The sequence below is a fragment of the Shewanella sp. LC6 genome (assembly GCF_006385735.2).
Lineage (GTDB): Bacteria > Pseudomonadota > Gammaproteobacteria > Enterobacterales > Shewanellaceae > Shewanella > Shewanella xiamenensis.
In genome coordinates, this window is sequence record NZ_CP043902.1 from 975884 (window position 1) to 994259 (window position 18376).

An 18376-nucleotide genomic window follows, 5' to 3' on the forward strand; every position below is an offset into this window, starting at 1 on the left:
AAGGCGAAGGCTTGAAGGCATAGTGGCGCTCTGTCGAAAGCCTTAAACGCAGTATAAAGCACGTTCAACCCCGCCCTGCGGGAGCCTCACAGGCATCTCACTCCCGTGTTACATTGACTTAAAAGGGAATAACCATTTCTGCGTCAATGCGCCTTGGATTGAGATGCCTGTGAGGCTCTGAACTGATTAGATATTTAATGTGATTGGTATTAAGTTCACATTTTTCGCACCTAAAAAAATGGCACCGCTATTGTGAGCGGCGCCATTGCGCTTTCATGATTATGTCGCGTTAACTACAATCTTGAATTAATTTGGCATTACCAAATTTTCACGCGTTTCTCTGGCGCGATATACATAGCATCACCTGGTTTTACATCATAGGTGGTGTAGAACTCAGGCATGTTAGACAGTGCACCCAGTGCGCGGAATTCCGCTGGTGAGTGTGGATCTGTCGCTACGCGGTTACGCAGAGCTTCTTCTTTGGCTTTTGCACGCCAAATTTGCGTGAAGCCGATGAAGAAACGTTGGTCGCCAGTCAGGCCGTCGATAACCGGAGCTTCTTTACCATTGAGTGACTTTTTGTACGCGCGGTAAGCAATCGTCACGCCTGATAAGTCACCGATGTTTTCACCTAAGGTCAGGCTGCCGTTCACGTGCAGATCGTCAAACACATAGTAACCATCGTATTGTGCGATCAGGGCTTTACCACGGGCAGAGAATTCTTCTAAGTCTTTCGCTGTCCACCAGTCACGCATATTACCATCGCCATCGAACTTAGCACCTTGGTCATCGAAACCATGGCCCATTTCGTGACCAATTACTGCACCGATACCACCGTAGTTGACAGCGTCATCCGCTTCCATGTTGAAGAATGGTGGTTGCAGAATGGCCGCTGGGAACACGATTTCGTTCATGGTTGGGTTGTAGTAGGCGTTAACCGTTTGTGGGGTCATATGCCACTCGTCTTTATCGATTGGTGCACCTAACTTAGCCAGTGACTTAGCGTGCTCAACTTCGCTTGCGCGTACCGCGTTACCAATTAAATCATCGGCTTTGATGGTCAGCTTGCTGTAATCTTCCCACTTGTTTGGATAACCAATTTTCGGGTTGAATTTCGCTAATTTTTCGGCCGCAGCTTGTTTAGTCGTATCGCTCATCCAAGTCAGATCTTTGATGCTGTCGCCGTAGGCTCCGCGTAGGTTTTCAACCAGTGCTTGCATGCGCTCTTTAGCTTCAGGTGCGAAGTGACGCTTCACGTAAACTTTACCAACCACTTCACCTAATACGCCGTTAACTGCGGCAACACCGCGTTTCCAACGAGGCTCTTGTTCTTCTTGACCGTTAAGGATTTTAGAGAAGAAGGCAAAGTTTTCGTTGTCGAAGTCTTCGCTCAAGTTGCTCGCCGCGTGGGTCAGCACTTGCCATTGCATGTAGGTTTTCCAAGTTGCTAGCTCGGTCGTTTTGAGGACTTCGTTCAGGCCTTGGATATAGCTTGGTTGGTTAACGATAATATCGGTTTGTTTGTCAGCACCTAATGCCGCTAAGTAGCCTGTCCAGTCGATATCTGGCGCTAAGCTTGGCAGATCTTTAACTTGATAAAGGTTATAGGATTTAGTGCTATCGCGGGTTTCAACCACATCCCAATGTTTAGCGGCAATGGCGGTTTCAAGTGCGAGGATAGATTCTGCACTGGCTTTTGGATTGGCAAGGCCAGCTAGCGTGAACATTTTTTCGATATGAGCCAAGTAAGCTTTACGAATATTAACGAAACGCTCTGACTCGTTAAAGTAGTAGTCTTTTTCTGGCAGGCTTAGGCCGTATTGATACAGGTGAGTCGCGTAACGGCTAGAGTTTTTTGCATCGATATCGATGTAGAACGCCATTGGTGTGCCTGCGCCCATGATCTGGCTATGGGCGAAGTATTTAACCAGTTCGTTTTTATCTTTTAAGGCGTTGATGGCATCAAACTCGCCTTTGAGTGGTGTTACACCTAGTTTGTTTAATGTGGCAGTGTCCATAAATGAACGATAAAGATCGGCCACTTTTTGCTCGTCAGTGCCTTCGGCCAGGTTTGGCGTAGCTGCGACTTCTTCGATAATCGCTTTGACATCGTCACGGGATTTTTCACGCAGATCGTAGAAGGCTCCAATGCTAGTGCGATCGGCTGGAATTTCAGATTTTTTTAGCCAAGTACCGTTAACATATTTATAGAAATCGTCCTGTGGACGTACTGATTTATCAAAGTTTTCAAATTCGATACCAGAACCCAATGCTTTAGTGACAGCGGCAGCTGTGGCGGTTTTAGCGGTTTCGGGCGCGCTAACTTGTGCTGGTTTGTCATTACAGGCAGTAAGGCCCGCGATAAGTGAGGCACACAGTCCCCCAATGAGTACTTTTCTCATGTCGTTTCCTTCGAGTTTGTTATTGTGCCCATATCTGGGGCTATTTGGGTTCTAAATGGGATTGCTTCAGGCGCAATGCAACGTATGTTAATGCTTTAGTGGGAATCGAAACAAGGTGATTACACTTTTAAAGATGGATTTATTATCTGGCAGTTGTAACTAAAAATTACCATAACTTAAATTGACCTAAAAAGCAGCAAACATACCGTATGCAAGCATTACCGAGTTAGTAGGTACTTATTTTATTTACGCCGACGCACTGATGTCGTTTTAGTTTAGGCTTTGTCCTTTTATTGATTGGGCTCATAATACGTCAGTTTTCATTTATTGAAGTTGAGTCATCAAGTGCGTTTAGACAAATTTATCTGTGAAAGTACCTCACTTACACGTTCCCTAGCTAAAAAAGCCTTACACCGTGGTGAGATTACCTGTGACGGCGTTGTGGTCAAAGACTCAGGCTTTAAAGTGCTTGAGGGGATGCAAGTATGCCTCGACGGCGAGCCTATTTCCCTCGTTGGTGAGCGTTATCTTATGCTCAATAAACCCGTTGATACGATTTGCTCGACCATAGATGAAGCCTATCCATCGGTACTGAGTTTGCTGGATATCGAAAAGCCTGAAACATTACACATTGCTGGCCGTTTAGATGCCGATACGACAGGCTTGGTGCTTATCACCAGTGATGGCCAGTGGTCGCACCGGATCACTTCGCCCAAAAAAGACTGTGGCAAGCGTTACTTAGTGACGTTAGCCGAGCCTGTGGATGAGAGTCTGATTGGCGTCTTTGCCGCTGGAGTGGAGCTTAGAAACGAGGACGGCCTGACAAAACCCGCGGTGCTTGAAATCATTGAGCCACAGTTGGTGCGTTTAACCATTACCGAGGGTAAGTATCATCAAGTAAAGCGGATGTTTGCCGCGGTGGGCAACCATGTGGTTGGCTTGCATCGTGAAAGTATTGGTAGAATTGAATTAGATTCCGAACTTGCCCTAGGCGAATGGCGCTATCTGACGAGCGAAGAAATCGCTTCGATTTAACACCGTTTGGCTAAAAAAATGCCGCTCCTGATGAGCGGCATTTTTATTGCTATTTTTATCGCTAATTCGTGTTTTCTGATAAGGCTATTGTTTTTTCAGGATCAGATTACCGCTAATAGTGTCCATCTTCACACTGGCGCTACCAGCACCCGTTTGGAAGCTTAAGGATTCATTCGGCACGTATTTTTGTCTTTGTGGCACATCTTGGCTCAAGCTGTTTTTGATTTTGCCGCCTGGGCCGCCATTGAGCTCGAAGCTGGCATCGGGCACATCGGCAAAGCTTAAAGTCATATCGCCACTGACACTTTCAAGATTGGCTTTATTAAAGGCTTTGGCTAGCGACACTTGGGCGTCGCCGCTAACGGTACGTACATTAACTTCTTTAGCGGTTTTAAAGTCGCCATTAATTTCGCCTGAAACCTGCTCGACGTTGACTTTGTCGGCTAAGGTTTGGCTGCTGAGATCGCCACTGACTAAGCGGTATTTTATTTCGCCTTTGCTTTCAGAATCTTTAATCTCGCCAGAAACTGTATCTAACATCACTTTACCTGTTAATCCTTTGGTGGTGATATCGCCTGAGACAGTGTGTAACGTCGGATTACCCCCTAAATTATCGGCGCTGATATTGCCACTAACGGTATTGAGTTCAAGCTCGCCTTGAGTCTGGCTGATTTGTAGATTAGCTGAAATCGTATCGGCATTGAGCTTAACGGTTTTAGGTACTTTAATGGTGAGCTTTGAGCCATTGTTGTCACTGCCGTTATAGTGGCGTGGCATTTTATCTTCGATATTCAGATTGTTACCTTTCTGCTCAAAGACAAAACCTTCGCTTAGCTCATCCAAAGTGCCGGTCACGCTGACTTCATTTTTATCCCAGCTTTGAATTTGCACGCTGCCCCGTTGGATTTTGATTTGCAGCAGAGTATCGCTGCTAATGGGTAACTGCTTATCCACACTTTCAGCGGCGAACACGCTGCCCATAAGGCCAAGGTAAAGTGTTGACACTAATAGACTGGTTTTCGTGAGGGTAAAATGGCTCATATGCTATTTCCTTGTGTTGAGTTTTGAATCGGAAGTTTTTGGCCTTGTTGTAGCAAATCGAGTTCACGTTGTTGCACCCAAAGCCAGAGTTGCCAAAGTTGTTTGTCGGTGGGATTAGCCTGTAATGCTTGATAAATCTGTTCGCCTGCACGACGTAATTCCGCTAAGCCTTGCTCTAACGGAGCGCTAAAGCGGCTCGTTTGCCAAGCGACTACCGTTGGGGTCTGTGCGAGGCTCGTCACCTGGGCTTGATGTGTCTGGGCTATTTGGCTTAGCAAAGCTTGCAGCACTTGCTCATCATCCGCAGCTTGGCTGGCGATTTGTTCTGGGAGCGAGGTTTTTACCGGAGCTTGAGTGTAGAACCCGAAGAACACCGCCAGCACTATAGTTGCGGCAATCGCCCATTGCGCACCTTGTAGTCGCGGCGCTTGGCGACTCGCTGGTTGCGACGCTAATGGCTTATCCATACGTTTTTCGATGCCTTGCCAAAGATCCCGTTCGGGCGTTAGTGTTTTGGGAGCATCATCAATCAACTGCTGGAGCTTGGCCTCGCGAGCATTATTAGATAAGGACATTACAGCATCTCCTGTAGTAATTGCTTGGCTCTGTGGTACTGGGTCTTACTGGTTCCCACGGCAATACCAAGTAATTGTGCAATTTCTTCATGTTGATAGCCTTCAATCGCGCAGAGTACAAACACGATACGCGCCCGCTCTGGCAGTTTTAGGATCAACTTGTCTAACCCTTGATAATGTTCATCGGCGCTTGAATGTTCATCGTCACTCTCCATTGGGATAAAACGTGCCCAAAACGACTTTTGCTTACGGATAAAGCTCAGTGCCTGATTTACACAAATACTGTGTAACCAAGTGGAGAACTGACTCTCTCCCCTAAATTGCGGCAATTTCTGCCACACCAAAATAAAGCACTCTTGGGTGATTTCTTCTGCCTGCGAGGCTTGGCCAGATAATCGCAGTGATAGGGCATATATCCTTGGATGATGGTGTAAATACAGCTGCTTAAATGCGGCTCTATTACCTTGGCTAGCCAAGGTGATGAGGTCAAATTCTGACATTGCATTGTTGAGTGGGAGTCTCCCTGCCGTCACAGCCTTTTCCTGTCATCTGAGTGAATGTTTATAGATTGGACGCTCTGAAAAGCACAAAAGGTTTGTATCCGATAAAAATAAATTTTTTATCAGTTCATTTAGCATCACTTGTTCGAGTTTTATAGTAAAATTAGCGGCAAAAATTTAGAGTTAAGTTTATGAACTTACAGGTTTTATACCAGTTGGTATTCTGAATGATAACTCTATGAAAGTAAAATCACAGATTATACTTCCATAGTTAGACACTTTTCTTGGCTGTTAATGTGAATCGAAAGATGGAGAAAGTTCAGAAGCGGATAAAACAATAAATGAAAAATGAACTTTTTATGTCAGGACAATATTTTCTGTAAAAGACGTGACTCCCAACTATCTTTTTAAGAGATGTTATTTATTAGGGGCTTTTTATGTTAATCCGCTCGAAATTGTTACTCAGTGCTGCCGTATCTGTAACGGCCGTGATAGCCATGTTTGGATTGCAGCTTTATACAAATTCAGTTGAGTCGGAACTCTCCCACGCGGCGCAAAACGTGCTCGAACTTGAGCGTGATGTGTTGTTACTGCGTAAAAATGAAAAGGACTTTTTTGGCCGTAAAGATATTCAATATGTTGAAAAACATAAACAAGTTCATGCCTCAATTGATGACATGATTCCTAAGCTTGAAAAAATCTTTAAAAAATACGATGTACCTATTACTTCCCTCGAAAGTTTTGACCGCAATTTAAATCAATATCAACAGGCCTTTAATGAGGTTGTTCAACTGCAACAAGAAATTGGCTTAACACCCAAAACAGGTCTCTATGGCACCTTAAGAACTGCGGTGCATAATGTGGAATCCATGCTGAAGGAATACGATCAACTTTCTTTGCAAGTTGCCATGTTGCAGCTTAGACGCAATGAAAAAGATTTTATGTTGCGCCGCGAAATGAGCTATGTCGAGACCTTCGATGCCAATATTGCTTTGTTTAATAGCAGCTTAAGGGCATCAAGTTTAGATATTGATGCGCAAAATAAAATTGTTGCATTGATCGAACAATATCAAAAAGACTTTAAAAGCCTCGTTAGTAAAGAGCAGCAACTGGGTTTAGATGAAAAACAGGGCACGATGGCACAGTTAATCGCCGCGAATAAATTAACAGAATCTAGCGCTGATGAGCTGCATAAACTTGCTCTCAAATCTATCGAAGATACAGAAAAGAGCAGCAGGAATATTGGAATCGCTGTCTTTCTGATGATTGCATTAATCCTCGGCATAATTACTTACTTAATAATCCGTAGCATTATTAATCCCGTTGCGCGCATTACACAGGTTATTTCACGCATCGAAGTGAGTAAAAACTTAACCCTAAGATGCGATGCATCAACGCAAGATGAGTTAGGCGAAATTGCACAGCATTTCAATAGCATGGTGGGCAGTTTCCAGCAGCTTATCGAGCAGGTTATTGACTCTGTCTCTACTATCAACACCTCAAGTAAGAGTGTCTCAGAGAATGCCATGCTTGCTTCTGAAGGTGTTGCGCAGCAACTTAACGAAACCGATATGGTGGCTACCGCGATTACCGAAATGGGCGCCACCATTGATGAAATCGCTAAAACGACCGAGCTTGCGGCACTCAAAGCGGGTAAAACCCATGATAACGCTCAGTTGGGGCAAACTGAGGTAGAGCAGACGATTCTTAAAATTAGACAGTTATCTGAGCAAATTAATACGAGTGCTTCAGTGGTGGACGAGCTTGAGCGCGATAGCGAAACCATTGGCAGTGTGCTTGATGTGATCCGCGGCATTGCTGAGCAAACCAACTTACTCGCACTCAATGCGGCGATTGAAGCGGCGCGTGCTGGAGAGCAGGGGCGTGGATTTGCTGTTGTGGCTGATGAGGTGCGTAGTCTAGCGATGCGAACCCAGACATCGACACAGGAGATTGCTAATATTATTCAAACCTTGCAAAGCCGAACCCGTTCTATTGTGCAATTAATGGATGCGAGCCAAAAACAAGGTGCAGAGAGTGCTGAGCAGGCCGCAGCAGCGGGGGAATTACTAAAGCTTATCAATAATGACGTTCGAAACATTATGGATATGAGTACGCAGATTGCTGCTGCAATTGAAGAGCAAAGTATGGTGGCTGCTGAAGTGAATAAGAATGTTGTGGTCATCCGCGATATCGCGGAGCAATCTTCCCATGCAGCCGATGCTAATGCTTCGGCATCGGACGAGTTAAGAACCCGAGCCGAGTATTTGGTGAGTGCTGTGAGCCATTTTAAGATCTAGACGATTATGCATGAGGCGCACCTTGGGGGGCATTTCTATCGCATTTTGAGGCGCGTTTGTGGATGGATAAGGCAGAAGTCGATTCAATCCTAAAATGTAAACTAAGACCAAAGCTAAAACGCGCAAACAAAAAACGCACCTTGAGGTGCGTTTTTTTATGCAAGTGCCGTAAGATTAGTGGCTGAACATTGCAGAGATAGACTCTTCGTTGCTTACACGGCGAATGGCTTCCGCCAATACAGCCGACATCGTCAGTTGAGTCACTTTCGCCACTTTCAGCATTTCAGGGCTTAAAGGTACGGTATCTGTGACGATCACTTCATCGATCACTGAGTTGGTGATATTTTCAGCCGCTTTGCCAGAGAACACTGGGTGAGTTGCGTAAGCAAATACGCGGTTTGCACCATGTTCTTTCAAGGCTTCAGCCGCTTTACACAGAGTGCCGCCTGTGTCGATCATATCGTCAACGATAATGCAGTCACGGCCTTGAACATCGCCGATAATGTGCATGACTTGTGCAACGTTTGCCTGTGGACGACGTTTATCGATAATGGCCAAATCAGAATCGTCTAACAGTTTTGCCACTGCGCGAGCACGAACCACGCCACCGATGTCAGGAGAGACAACCACAGGGTTATCTAACTTCTTCGCAACCATGTCTTCTAATAGCACTGGGCTACCAAATACGTTATCAACAGGAACGTCGAAGAAGCCTTGGATCTGCTCAGCGTGTAAATCACAGGTCAAAACGCGGTCAACACCGACGCTAGACAGGAAGTCAGCAACCACTTTTGCCGTAATAGGTACACGTGCGCTGCGGACGCGACGGTCTTGACGAGCATAACCAAAGTAAGGAATAACAGCAGTGATACGACCAGCAGATGCACGGCGTAGCGCATCAACCATCACGATCAGTTCCATGAGGTTATCGTTAGTCGGCGCGCAGGTGGATTGGATGATAAACACATCGGCACCACGTACATTTTCGTTGATTTGGACACTGATTTCACCATCGCTGAAACGACCAACCACTGCGTCTCCGAGTTTACAAAATAGACGATCGGCTATCTTCTTAGCGAGACTGGGGGTGGCATTCCCAGCAAAGAGCTTGATGTCGGGCACTGTATGAACCTCAGGCGTTTGCTTTATATTTTAGTGGCTAGAGCAACGACGATGCGGGGACGGGAGCGGACCCGTGGGCGATCGTGAAAAAAGTTGCTCTAGAAGAAAGTAGTTTATGGACGATTGAGTCGCACTATGAGCGGCGAAATATTCATCCCTTTTGCAACAAATCCTTGCATATCAGACGGTAATTTCGCCAAGGCTGCGAGAGCTTGCTGCTGCGACGAAAACTCCCCAAACACGCATGCGCCCGTTCCGGTCATTCTCGACGGCGCATATTCTAGCAGCCAGCCTAAGGCCTTGGCAACTTGAGGGTATTTAGATACGACCAGTTCTTGGCAATCATTTCTCCAAGGTTGGCTCAGTAAAGTGTCAATGCCAAGCTTAGGTGTATTACGCGGCAGCTGCGGATCTTGGAATACCGCTGCGGTAGAAACATGAGCGTCAGGGGCAATGATTAAATACCATAATTCAGCGGGATTAACCGTCTGTAAACACTCTCCAACTCCCTCGGCAAATGCAGCGAAACCATGAATAAAAACAGGGATATCGGCACCGAGTTTTAATCCAATTGCCGCTAATTCATCATGAGACAATTGGGTATTCCATAACTGATTCAAGGCGACAAGTGTGGTGGCTGCATCCGAGGAGCCACCGCCTAAACCGCCGCCCATGGGCAGACGTTTATCGAGCCAGATTTCAGCACCGCCACGATAACCTGTAGATTGTTGCAGTGATTTTGCGGCTCGCAGAATTAAGTTATCGCTATCCGCGACAACGTTTGACATGTCCGAGTGCAAAATCAGTTCAGGTGTGTCAGTGACTCGAAAGTCGAGTTGATCGCAACAGTCAACAAATTGAAACAGGGTTTGCAACTCATGGTAACCGTCACTGCGGCGTCCGTTGATATGCAAAAACAGATTGAGTTTGGCGGGAGCTGGCCAATTTCGTGAAATCTCTTGGGACATGCTAAGGTTTTTCTCCGAGCAGTATTGAGGGTTTACCTAAGGCTTGCCATTGATTGAGCTGAAGCTTGAGCTGTAAATCACCGCGTTCGAGCGTTAATTGGTAAGGCACCTTAGCGCCACTTTGGGATTGCCAGCTTAAAAATGTGACTAACCAAGGTGGTGGCGTTTGCACATTTTGCAGTTGCTTAGTTTGACCTGTACTATCAACGACGATAACACGATCTAAACTGCCAGTTTGTCCTGTGATCCACAGGGGCAAATCATTAATCGGGATGGACCAGCCGCTGACGCGTTCAAGCAAGGCTTGGGCGTTATTATCACGAAAATCTTTGCCATCAATATGTAGGTGAGCCGAGTGAGGCGTCGCCTCCAAAGTCAATACTGTAGTACCTAACATCGTCGTGAGCGTGAGCTCGTCGCGCTCCTCGCTGTGGCGCCAATAGAGATTGGCACTGAGCTTATCTTCAGGTGTGCGGATAGCGAGTTTACCCTGTAGCTCCCACGCTTTAGCTTGGGCTGCATTATCGACCGTAATAGGGCTGAGATCGGTCATAGGCGGCAGTGTTTCACAGCCGCCTAAAAACAATAGTCCGCTCAAGGCGATACAAGAGAAAATGGATTTTGTGAAGCGCTTCAAATTATTCATCTATAACTGATATACCAAAGTCCTTATGATACGAGGGCTTGGAAAGAATACCAATGCCATTTGTAAAATTTCCATTGGCAGTCACTTGGGATAACTTCAGTCGTGCTAATCGGTAATTGTCTATCATTGATAGAAAATTTAGGTAAGAAGTTAGACCTTTATTCGGTTTTGTTAAGCGTATTCTGTTTTTAGTTGGGCCAATTCAGTAGAATGCCCTTATTAAGATAGACGCCAAGAATCTAGAAAAGAGTCAGATGAGCCTTGTAGCAATCGGTATTAACCATAAAACAGCCACGGTAGACCTGCGTGAGAAAGTCGCCTTCTCTCCAGACACAATTCATGATGCCATGAAGAGTCTGGCCAGTCGTACGCGCTCCGGTGAAGCCGTTATCGTCTCGACCTGCAATCGCACTGAGTTGTATTGTAACAATGGCGATGAGGCCGATATCATTGAATGGCTTGAAGAATTTCATGGCCTAGAGCATAAAGATGTCGCGCCCTGCCTCTACAATTATCACGGACAAGAGGCGGTGAGGCATTTGATGCGCGTTGCTTCGGGTCTTGACTCGTTGATCCTGGGTGAGCCGCAGATTCTTGGTCAAGTTAAACAAGCCTTTGTCAAAGCCAAAGAAGCCGGCACTGTCGCCTTAACTATTGACCGCTTGTTTCAAAATACTTTCTCTGTTGCTAAAAAAGTGCGTACCGAAACCGAAATCGGTGCCGCTGCTGTATCGGTCGCTTTTGCGGCCGTGAGCATGGCAAAACATATCTTCTCTTCGCTGTCGACCACTAAGGTACTGTTAATCGGTGCGGGTGAAACGATAGAGCTAGTAGCTAAGCATCTTAAGGATAACGGTGTTGCCTCTATGGTGGTGGCAAACCGTACTTTAGAGCGCGCTCAAAGCATGTGTGAAGAGTTCAATGCCACGGCAATTACGCTGGCACAGATACCAGATTTTCTCCCTAAAGCCGATATCGTGATATCCTCTACCGCCAGCCCGCTACCAATCCTTGGTAAAGGCATGGTAGAAAAAGCGCTAAAGCAGCGTCGCCATCAACCTATGTTATTGGTTGATATAGCAGTTCCCCGGGATATTGAGCCGGAAGTCGCCGATTTGGACGATGCGTTTCTGTATACAGTGGACGACCTGCATAGCATTATTGAGCAGAATAAGGCTTCCCGTAAGGAGGCCGCCGAGCAAGCTGAATTAATTACTGAAGAACAATCTCACCTCTTTATGGAGTGGGTGCGTTCTTTAGAGTCGGTCGATAGTATTCGCGAGTATCGCAGCCAGAGCATGGCGATAAAGGATGAGTTAGTGGAACGCGCCCTGAATAAATTAGCGCAGGGGGGCGACACTGAGCAGGTATTGATTGAACTAGCCAATCGCCTGACCAATAGACTCATTCACGCACCCACCCAAGCCCTCACGGTGGCGAGCCGTCAGGGGGATTTGAATACATTAGGTCAGTTAAGAACAGCGCTCGGATTAGATAAAAACTAAGGTTAGCGAGTTAAATGAAGGAATCCGTTATCCGCAAGCTGGAAGGCTTGCTTGAGCGCAACGAAGAAGTCTTAGCTTTGCTTGGTGATGCGTCTGTCATTGCCGATCAGGATCGTTTTCGTGCGTTATCCAAAGAATATTCTCAGTTAGAAGAAGTGGTTGCAGGCTTTAAAGCCTACCAGCAGGCACAGGCGGATCTCGAGTCTGCTAAGGAAATGCTGGAAGAAGATGACGCTGAAATGCGTGAAATGGCGCAGGAAGAAATCAAGGCTGCTAAAGCTGAACTTGAACGTCTCGAAGCCGAACTGCAAATTCTGTTACTACCAAAAGATCCTAACGACGACACTAACGCCTTTATCGAAATTCGTGCTGGTGCGGGTGGCGACGAAGCGGCGATCTTCGCGGGCGACTTATTCCGTATGTATAGCCGTTATGCTGAAGCCAACCGTTGGCAGCTCGAGATCATGAGCTCGAACGAAGGCGAGCATGGCGGTTTTAAAGAAATCATCGTTAAAGTCAGTGGTGAAGGCGCCTACGGTAAACTTAAATTTGAATCCGGTGGTCACCGCGTTCAACGTGTACCTGAAACCGAGTCACAAGGCCGGGTTCACACCTCTGCCGTAACTGTGGTGGTGATGCACGAAGTGCCTGAAGCAGAAGCGATTTCCATTAATCCTGCCGATCTTAAGGTCGATACTTTCCGCTCATCGGGCGCCGGTGGTCAGCACGTTAACAAAACCGATTCCGCCATTCGTATTACCCATATTCCAACTGGGATTGTGGTGGAATGTCAGGATCAACGCTCGCAACATAAAAACCGCGCACAAGCAATGAGCGTGTTAGCGGCGCGTATCCAAGCCGTAGAAGATGAAAAACGCCGCAGCGCTGAAGAGTCAACTCGCCGTAGTCTGGTCGCCAGTGGTGACCGTTCTGAGCGGATTCGTACCTATAACTTCCCGCAGGGCCGCGTGAGTGAACATCGTATTAACTTAACCCTATATCGCTTAAACGAAGTGATGGAGGGTGACTTGGATGCGATTTTAGGACCGCTGATGCAAGAACATCAGGCAGATTTATTAGCCGCACTCGCTGATGAGCAGGGGTAATTTTGGCTGATCAATCCTGTATCGCCGAGGCTCTGCAATGGGCCTATGTACAGCTAGCTTCAACCTCTGAATCCGCCCATTTGGATGCAGAGGTTTTATTATTGTATTGCCTCAATAAGAATCGTGCTTATCTGTACACTTGGCCTGAAAAAGCCTTGAGCGTAGAACAGTGGAAACGTTTCCAGCAAATGGTGCAACGGCGTCAGCAAGGCGTACCTGTGGCTCACATTGTTGGCGAGCGTGAGTTTTGGTCACTGCCCTTTATTGTGAATGACACGACCTTGATCCCTCGTCCTGATACTGAGATCCTCGTCGAATCCGCCCTCAACCTACCCCTTGAAAGTCACGCAAAAGTGCTCGATCTGGGAACGGGAACCGGCGCGATTGCACTGGCTTTGGCTTCTGAACGCGCCGAGTGGCAAATTACCGCGGTGGATAAAGTGGAAGATGCGGTCGCGCTGGCAAAGGCGAATCGCACTAATCTGAAGCTTGAACAGGTTGAGATACTACAAAGCGATTGGTTTAGCGCTATCACTTCCCGTGACTTTGATTTAATTGTTTCCAATCCGCCCTATATTGATGAGGCCGACGAGCATTTACATCAAGGTGATGTGCGTTTTGAGCCGCAAAGTGCGCTCACCGCCGCCGATGAAGGGTTTGCTGATCTTTACTACATTGCAAAAACTGCTCGAGATTATTTAAAGCCCAATGGTTATATATTGCTTGAGCATGGTTTTGAACAAGCAGTAAAACTCAGGGCAAAACTCACAGAGCTAGGTTACCAAAATGTCGCTACCGTGCGGGATTTTGGCAGCAACGATAGATGCACTATGGGTAAGTGGATGGGATTGATTGGAATTTAATATTTGCTCCAATCCAGCTGAGTGCCAAAAAACGCCATTGATTACCCGTCAATGGCGTTGTTGTCTATGTATCTGTTGAGATTATTAGTCTTTATAAGATCATGACAAGACGTCTTAAAATCACATTTTATCTTTAAGAAGCTACAGCACCTTGACCATAAAGAATTTACTGCCGGTTTCGGGATAGGCTTGCTGTACCCACTGCACACGATATCCGTGGCGCTCATAGAAAGGTTTTGCTTGAAAATCTAAGGTATCGAGCAGAACAAATTGGCAGCCGCGTTGTTTGGCTTTGCTTTCTGCCTCGAGTAATAAGCGTGAGCCGATGTTTTGCTGGCGTAATGCTTCATCCACCCACAGATAGTCGATTAAGAACCAATTGCCGAAGGTCTTGCCGCTTAAGCCCGTAAGTAAGGTGCCTTGCTCATCCTGCAACTTTACGCCTAGGTTTTGGCGTTGCAGCGTTTGCCAGTGCTGCTGATTAAATTCGACGATTTTTTGCTTTACCGTGTCGGCAAACTCGGTGGACTCATCGTCAATTATCATTAAATTCATCATGGTTTCCTGCAAAGTGCGCGACGGGGCCCGTCTGTGAATCTCGAGTGTTAGGCATTGGTCTGGCGTTATGATTAGGGTAAACTAGCGCCTTTGTCACTGGCCATAAGTATCACAATGGAAACTTTTTACAGTCTTTATCCTGCTGTTAAGCACCTGCACTTAACCTTAATTGCCGTGAGTGTGCTGTTTTTTGTCGTTCGTTTTGTGTTGCATTTACGTCAGTCAGCACTGATGGGCAAGAAGGTCTTTAAAGTCGCTCCCCATGTGATTGACACTTTCTTGCTACTTTCTGGTTTAACTTTGTGCTTTATGATCAAGCAATATCCCTTTGTGGATCCTTGGTTGACCGAAAAGATTGGCGCTGTCGTTGCTTATATTGCCTTGGGTGTAATTGCAATAAAAGCCAACAGAAACAAACTTTTCAAAGTTTTCGCCTTTCTCGGCGCTATAGGTTGGTTGGTTTACGCGGCTAAATTGGCGCATTTTAAACAAGCGGTATTATTGGGTTAATGGGTAAATACACTCTGCAAGATGGCATTTCTTTGCCCGAGTCGGCATTGGATGTAGGTGCTCACCTTGGCTTTTCAAACCTCGAAGCGGCGAAATGGGCTTGGTTTGAATTGGCTGGAGCCGTATTAAGTCATTATCTGGTAGATCAACAGCAACGCTTAACGGCTTTGTTTCGTTGGTTTTATCAAGATTTGGGGTTCTGTGTTCGCGATAATTACTTCAGCACCGAAGCGGCGGACTTAGGCACTTGTCTTATCACTAAACAGGGTAATAGCACCACGCTGGCAACGGTATTGATGCTACTGGCCAAGCAGCTCGATTTAGAGCTCGAGGCCCTGCTATTACCGGGTAATACCGTGCTTCGCAGTAACGTTGGTGGCGTTGTTCGTTATCACGATCCGCTGACGGGTAAAGAGCTGACGAAACACCAGCTGCATGTGTTAGTGCGCGGTGAGTTGGGTAATGCGGCTGAACTTAAGCCAAGTTACTTAAAGGCGGCGTCGGTAAAGAAGCTGATTTCGCGCATGCTGCATGAGCTTAAGGCGGGTTGTATCGTTTCCCATCAATTTGAGGCGGCGATGGAGTGTTGTAACTTGTTGCTTCAGTGGCATCCCGATGATGTGCATTTGAACCGTGAGCGCGCTTTTATTGCGCAGCAACTTGGATGCATTAATGTTGCTGCGGCCGATCTACAACATTTTGTCGATAACAGCCCACACGATCCTGTTATCGAAATCGTTAAGATGCAGCTCAAAGAACTCAGTGAACACGCTGAAATCTATCATTAAATCTTAAAGGAGAGCCTTACAGGCTCTTCTTGTTTTTCTAAAACAATAACTAACCGGGCGAATGGGAAGTTTGCCCACTAACTGCAAACGGCAGTTTTTAGCATAAATACAATAACAACTGTACCAAACAGGGAGAACACACATGGCAAGTACGGCATTAGTTACCAATGACGCGGTAGCGCTGGGGATTTTAGCGACGATTCTGGGATTTGTGTTTTATACCAGTACGAGCAGTCATCCATTTTGGCAAAAGTTTTACCGTTTCATCCCAGCGTTATTACTCTGCTATTTCTTGCCTTCATTGCTAAACACCTTTGGGGTGATTGATGGCCATACATCACAGCTTTATCCTGTTGCTTCTCGCTATTTATTGCCCGCCTGTTTGGTGTTGTTGATTTTAAGCGTGGATTTAAAAGCCATCTTAGGACTTGGGCCCAAGGCTGTGATCATGTTTTTAACGGGCACCATCGGTATTGTCATCGGCGGCCCGATTGCTTTACTCCTGGTGTCATTGATCGAGCCATCGCTGATTGGTGTTGATGGCCCTGATGCGGTGTGGCGCGGTATGACGACCCTTGCGGGTAGCTGGATTGGCGGCGGTGCTAACCAAGCGGCGATGAAAGAAATTTATGAAGTCGGTGGCAATATCTTCTCCGTGATGGTGACAGTTGATGTAATTGTGGCCAATATTTGGATGGCGGTATTGTTGTTTATGGCGTCAAAGGCCAAGGAAATCGATGCTAAAACTGGTGCGGATACGACGGCGATTGAAACTTTAAAGAACAAAGTTGAGCAGTATCACGCTGAAAATGCGCGCATTCCAAGCCTACGTGATCTTATGCTAATCGTGGCAGTTGGATTTGGTATTACGGGCGTAGCCCATATTGCTGCCGATTTCCTCGGCCCGTATTTTGAGGCCAATTATCCTTGGACCGAGGACTACAGTTTTACCTCGAAGTTCTTCTGGTTAGTGGTGATTGTAACCACCATAGGTTTAGCGATGTCTTTTAGTCCTTTGCGCCATTTGGAGGCTGCGGGGGCATCTAAGGTTGCATCGGCTTTCCTGTATATTCTAGTGGCGACCATTGGTTTGCATATGGATGTAAGCAAAGTCCTTGATACACCATTATATTTTTTAGTGGGTATTATTTGGATGATTGTGCACGCTAGCTTTATGTTGTTGATTGCTAAGCTAATTAAAGCGCCATTATTTTATATGGCGGTAGGTAGTCAGGCTAACGTGGGCGGCGCGGCATCAGCGCCCGTTGTGGCTGCTGCGTTTCACCCTGCATTAGCTCCCGTCGGGGTGCTGTTAGCCGTATTTGGTTATGTGTTAGGAACGTATATGGCTTGGATTTGTGGCCAAATTTTACAGCTAGTTGCGGTATAGTCGCTCTAGTGCCAATATTCAGTTTTCCGCTGGACAGAGTCTAGTATTTGAGAGAGATGTTGCGATGAGTAATAAAACCATAAAGTTAGGTTCAATCGAAATTGCAAACGATAAACCTTTTGTGCTATTCGGTGGCATGAATGTGCTTGAGTCTCGCGATCTCGCGATGTCGATTGCTGAAACCTATGCCGAAGTGACTCAAAAACTGGGGATCCCCTATGTTTTCAAGGCATCGTTCGATAAGGCTAATCGCTCTTCTGTCAACTCTTACCGTGGTCCAGGCATGGAAGAAGGCTTAAAGATTTTTGAAGAAATCAAAAAGACCTTCAATCTGCCACTCATTACCGATGTGCATGAGCCTTACCAATGTGCGCCTGTAGCTGAAGTGGTTGATATTATTCAATTACCAGCTTTCTTAGCGCGCCAAACAGACCTTGTTGTCGCGATGGCGAAAACGGGCGCTATCATCAACGTGAAAAAGCCGCAGTTTTTAGCCCCCCACGAAATGCGCCATATCATCACTAAGTTTAATGAAGCGGGTAATGATGAAATTATCCTGTGTGAACGTGGTTCATGCTTCGGTTACAACAACCTAGTAGTAGATATGCTGGGTATGGACGAGATGAAGCAATCGGGTTATCCGGTGATTTTCGACGCCACCCACGCATTGCAACGCCCAGGTGGCCGTGCTGATTCAGCGGGAGGCCGTCGTGCTCAGGCGACTGAATTAGCCCGTAGTGGCATGGCATTAGGCTTAGCAGGTCTGTTTATCGAAGCTCACCCAGATCCAGATAACGCTAAGTGTGATGGTCCATGTGCGTTACCTTTGCACCAGTTAGAAAATTATCTGAAGCAGATGAAAGCGATGGATGATTTAGTCAAATCCTTCGAGCCAATTGATACCAGCAAGTAAAAAAAGAGAGGTTAAATTAACCTCTCAAAAATAGCTGGGGAGCTTTTGAAGTCAGGCAATAAATTGATTGCCAATAATCATGATGAATAAAGCTTGCGATGAGATGTGACGAGAGGCGATTCCCACGCCTCTCTGAACTAGTACATCTGAGCTT

At 46.4% G+C, this 18376-nt stretch carries 17 protein-coding genes; 9 read left to right on the top strand and 8 right to left on the bottom strand.

Annotated elements, in window-relative coordinates:
• Window positions 1-317: 317 nt before the first annotated feature.
• Window positions 318-2402 (bottom strand): M13-type metalloendopeptidase, encoded by a 2085-nt coding sequence (locus tag FJD32_RS04400; protein WP_055647716.1) that lies wholly within the window; start codon window positions 2400-2402, stop codon window positions 318-320.
• Window positions 2403-2747: 345 nt separating this feature from the next.
• Here FJD32_RS04400 and rsuA point away from each other — a divergent pair, with 345 nt between their 5' ends.
• The gene (rsuA, locus tag FJD32_RS04405) at window positions 2748-3437 is read left to right on the top strand and encodes a 16S rRNA pseudouridine(516) synthase RsuA (protein WP_037427857.1); all 690 of its coding nucleotides are present in this window, start codon (window positions 2748-2750) and stop codon (window positions 3435-3437) included.
• 84 nt (window positions 3438-3521) lie between these two features.
• Here the strand turns inward: rsuA and FJD32_RS04410 are convergent, their stop codons facing one another.
• Genes FJD32_RS04410 through FJD32_RS04420 form a run of 3 tightly spaced genes read right to left on the bottom strand, consistent with a single transcriptional unit; the run spans window position 3522 to window position 5586 of the window.
• On the bottom strand, window positions 3522-4478 hold the full coding sequence (locus tag FJD32_RS04410; RefSeq protein WP_037427855.1) for a DUF4097 family beta strand repeat-containing protein: 957 nt from the start codon (window positions 4476-4478) through the stop codon (window positions 3522-3524).
• Entirely contained in the window at window positions 4475-5053 is a 579-nt protein-coding gene (locus FJD32_RS04415) for an anti-sigma factor (protein WP_037427854.1), read from the bottom strand. Before FJD32_RS04415 ends, FJD32_RS04410 begins: the two co-directional genes overlap by 4 nt.
• Window positions 5053-5586: an RNA polymerase sigma factor gene (locus tag FJD32_RS04420; protein ID WP_037422238.1), complete on the bottom strand. Its 534-nt coding sequence runs from the start codon at window positions 5584-5586 to the stop codon at window positions 5053-5055. Before FJD32_RS04420 ends, FJD32_RS04415 begins: the two co-directional genes overlap by 1 nt.
• 404 nt (window positions 5587-5990) lie before the next feature.
• Between FJD32_RS04420 and FJD32_RS04425 the strand changes: the two genes are divergently transcribed.
• Entirely contained in the window at window positions 5991-7853 is a 1863-nt protein-coding gene (locus FJD32_RS04425) for a methyl-accepting chemotaxis protein (RefSeq protein ID WP_055647718.1), read from the top strand.
• A gap of 174 nt (window positions 7854-8027) precedes the next feature.
• On the opposite strand, the gene FJD32_RS04430 is transcribed toward FJD32_RS04425, so the two are convergent.
• From FJD32_RS04430 to lolB, 3 genes are all read right to left on the bottom strand, one after another.
• The gene (locus FJD32_RS04430) at window positions 8028-8975 is read right to left on the bottom strand and encodes a ribose-phosphate pyrophosphokinase (protein ID WP_037422243.1); all 948 of its coding nucleotides are present in this window, start codon (window positions 8973-8975) and stop codon (window positions 8028-8030) included.
• A gap of 113 nt (window positions 8976-9088) precedes the next feature.
• Window positions 9089-9943: a 4-(cytidine 5'-diphospho)-2-C-methyl-D-erythritol kinase gene (gene ispE, locus FJD32_RS04435; protein WP_140906575.1), complete on the bottom strand. Its 855-nt coding sequence runs from the start codon at window positions 9941-9943 to the stop codon at window positions 9089-9091.
• 1 nt (window position 9944) lies between these two features.
• Window positions 9945-10589, bottom strand: a complete 645-nt coding sequence (gene lolB, locus FJD32_RS04440; protein WP_088586711.1) for a lipoprotein insertase outer membrane protein LolB — start codon at window positions 10587-10589, stop codon at window positions 9945-9947.
• A 254-nt stretch (window positions 10590-10843) separates the two neighbouring features.
• On the opposite strand from lolB, the gene hemA reads away from it, so the two are divergent.
• Genes hemA through prmC form a run of 3 tightly spaced genes read left to right on the top strand, consistent with a single transcriptional unit; the run spans window position 10844 to window position 14063 of the window.
• Window positions 10844-12094 carry a glutamyl-tRNA reductase gene (gene hemA / locus FJD32_RS04445; protein ID WP_037422253.1) on the top strand — a complete coding sequence of 417 codons (1251 nt, stop codon included), beginning with the start codon at window positions 10844-10846 and terminating at the stop codon, window positions 12092-12094.
• A gap of 14 nt (window positions 12095-12108) precedes the next feature.
• Entirely contained in the window at window positions 12109-13200 is a 1092-nt protein-coding gene (prfA, locus tag FJD32_RS04450) for a peptide chain release factor 1 (protein ID WP_037422256.1), read from the top strand.
• 2 nt (window positions 13201-13202) lie between these two features.
• Window positions 13203-14063, top strand: a complete 861-nt coding sequence (gene prmC, locus FJD32_RS04455; RefSeq protein ID WP_037427846.1) for a peptide chain release factor N(5)-glutamine methyltransferase — start codon at window positions 13203-13205, stop codon at window positions 14061-14063.
• A gap of 141 nt (window positions 14064-14204) precedes the next feature.
• On the opposite strand, the gene FJD32_RS04460 is transcribed toward prmC, so the two are convergent.
• Window positions 14205-14618, bottom strand: a complete 414-nt coding sequence (locus tag FJD32_RS04460; RefSeq protein WP_140906574.1) for a GNAT family N-acetyltransferase — start codon at window positions 14616-14618, stop codon at window positions 14205-14207.
• 117 nt (window positions 14619-14735) lie between these two features.
• Between FJD32_RS04460 and FJD32_RS04465 the strand changes: the two genes are divergently transcribed.
• The 4 genes from FJD32_RS04465 (at window position 14736) to kdsA (ending at window position 18222) form a co-directional block, all read left to right on the top strand.
• Window positions 14736-15131 (top strand): SirB2 family protein, encoded by a 396-nt coding sequence (locus FJD32_RS04465; RefSeq protein WP_037422264.1) that lies wholly within the window; start codon window positions 14736-14738, stop codon window positions 15129-15131.
• Window positions 15131-15919, top strand: coding sequence for a tetratricopeptide repeat protein (locus tag FJD32_RS04470; protein ID WP_140906573.1), 789 nt, complete (start codon window positions 15131-15133; stop codon window positions 15917-15919). Before FJD32_RS04465 ends, FJD32_RS04470 begins: the two co-directional genes overlap by 1 nt.
• Window positions 15920-16061: 142 nt before the next feature.
• On the top strand, window positions 16062-17309 hold the full coding sequence (locus tag FJD32_RS04475) for a DUF819 family protein (protein WP_037422269.1): 1248 nt from the start codon (window positions 16062-16064) through the stop codon (window positions 17307-17309).
• Between the two features lie 64 nt (window positions 17310-17373).
• A complete protein-coding gene (kdsA, locus tag FJD32_RS04480) occupies window positions 17374-18222 on the top strand; it encodes a 3-deoxy-8-phosphooctulonate synthase (protein WP_140906572.1) in 849 nt (282 codons plus the stop codon).
• Window positions 18223-18376 lie beyond the last annotated feature (154 nt).

Bases quoted from the DNA above. Each gene is read 5' to 3' on its own strand.
- FJD32_RS04400 (WP_055647716.1), bottom strand. From the start codon at position 2,402: ATGAGAAAAGTACTCATTGGGGGACTGTGTGCCTCACTTATCGCGGGC.
- FJD32_RS04410 (WP_037427855.1), bottom strand. From the start codon at position 4,478: ATGAGCCATTTTACCCTCACGAAAACCAGTCTATTAGTGTCAACACTT.
- FJD32_RS04415 (WP_037427854.1), bottom strand. From the start codon at position 5,053: ATGTCCTTATCTAATAATGCTCGCGAGGCCAAGCTCCAGCAGTTGATT.
- FJD32_RS04425 (WP_055647718.1), top strand. From the start codon at position 5,991: ATGTTAATCCGCTCGAAATTGTTACTCAGTGCTGCCGTATCTGTAACG.
- ispE (WP_140906575.1), bottom strand. From the start codon at position 9,943: ATGTCCCAAGAGATTTCACGAAATTGGCCAGCTCCCGCCAAACTCAAT.
- lolB (WP_088586711.1), bottom strand. From the start codon at position 10,589: ATGAATAATTTGAAGCGCTTCACAAAATCCATTTTCTCTTGTATCGCC.
- hemA (WP_037422253.1), top strand. From the start codon at position 10,844: ATGAGCCTTGTAGCAATCGGTATTAACCATAAAACAGCCACGGTAGAC.
- prfA (WP_037422256.1), top strand. From the start codon at position 12,109: ATGAAGGAATCCGTTATCCGCAAGCTGGAAGGCTTGCTTGAGCGCAAC.
- FJD32_RS04460 (WP_140906574.1), bottom strand. From the start codon at position 14,618: ATGAATTTAATGATAATTGACGATGAGTCCACCGAGTTTGCCGACACG.
- FJD32_RS04465 (WP_037422264.1), top strand. From the start codon at position 14,736: ATGGAAACTTTTTACAGTCTTTATCCTGCTGTTAAGCACCTGCACTTA.
- FJD32_RS04470 (WP_140906573.1), top strand. From the start codon at position 15,131: ATGGGTAAATACACTCTGCAAGATGGCATTTCTTTGCCCGAGTCGGCA.
- FJD32_RS04475 (WP_037422269.1), top strand. From the start codon at position 16,062: ATGGCAAGTACGGCATTAGTTACCAATGACGCGGTAGCGCTGGGGATT.
- kdsA (WP_140906572.1), top strand. From the start codon at position 17,374: ATGAGTAATAAAACCATAAAGTTAGGTTCAATCGAAATTGCAAACGAT.